The 206-nt window shown below is 39.3% G+C and carries 1 rRNA gene; it reads left to right on the forward strand.

Annotated elements, in window-relative coordinates:
- A 16S ribosomal RNA gene (locus tag AC0L0O_RS30160) occupies nucleotides 1–73 on the forward strand; the annotation flags it as partial.
- Between the last annotated feature and the right edge of the window lie 133 nt (nucleotides 74–206).

Raw genomic sequence — 206 nt, forward strand, 5'->3', positions numbered from 1 at the left:
GGTGGGACAGATGATTGGGGTGAAGTCGTAACAAGGTAGCCGTATCGGAAGGTGCGGCTGGATCACCTCCTTTCTATGGAGAATTGATGAACGCTGTTCATCAATATAAGTTTCCGTGTTTCGTTTTGTTCAGTTTTGAGAGAACTATCTCTCATATATAAATGTATGTTCTTTGAAAACTAGATAACAGTGTAGCTCATATTTTT

Source organism: Bacillus sp. GS3m_15504, from assembly GCF_055825275.1.